Below are 265 nucleotides of genomic sequence, written 5' to 3' on the forward strand. Positions count from 1 at the left end.
GAGGGCGCCGAGGTGACGGTGCTGACCGTGGGCCCGGACGACGCGAAGGACGCGCTGCGCAAGGCGCTGTCGATGGGCGCGGACAAGGCCGTGCACGTCAACGACGACGACATCCACGGCACCGACGTGATCGGCACGTCGGCGATCCTGGCGGCGGCGCTGGAGAAGACCGGCTACGACCTGGTGGTGTGCGGCATGGCCTCCACCGACGGCACGATGGGCGTGCTGCCCGCGCTGCTGGCCGAGCGCCTGGGCGTGCCGCAGG

General features: G+C 72.8%; 1 protein-coding gene. It reads left to right on the plus strand.

From position 1 onward, the window contains the following. Nucleotides 1–265, plus strand: a 265-nt coding sequence (locus QSK52_RS39295; RefSeq protein WP_435053499.1) for an electron transfer flavoprotein subunit beta/FixA family protein, incomplete at both ends; no start/stop codon positions are given.

It is taken from the genome of Kitasatospora phosalacinea, assembly GCF_030268885.1.
GTDB lineage: Bacteria > Actinomycetota > Actinomycetes > Streptomycetales > Streptomycetaceae > Kitasatospora > Kitasatospora phosalacinea_C.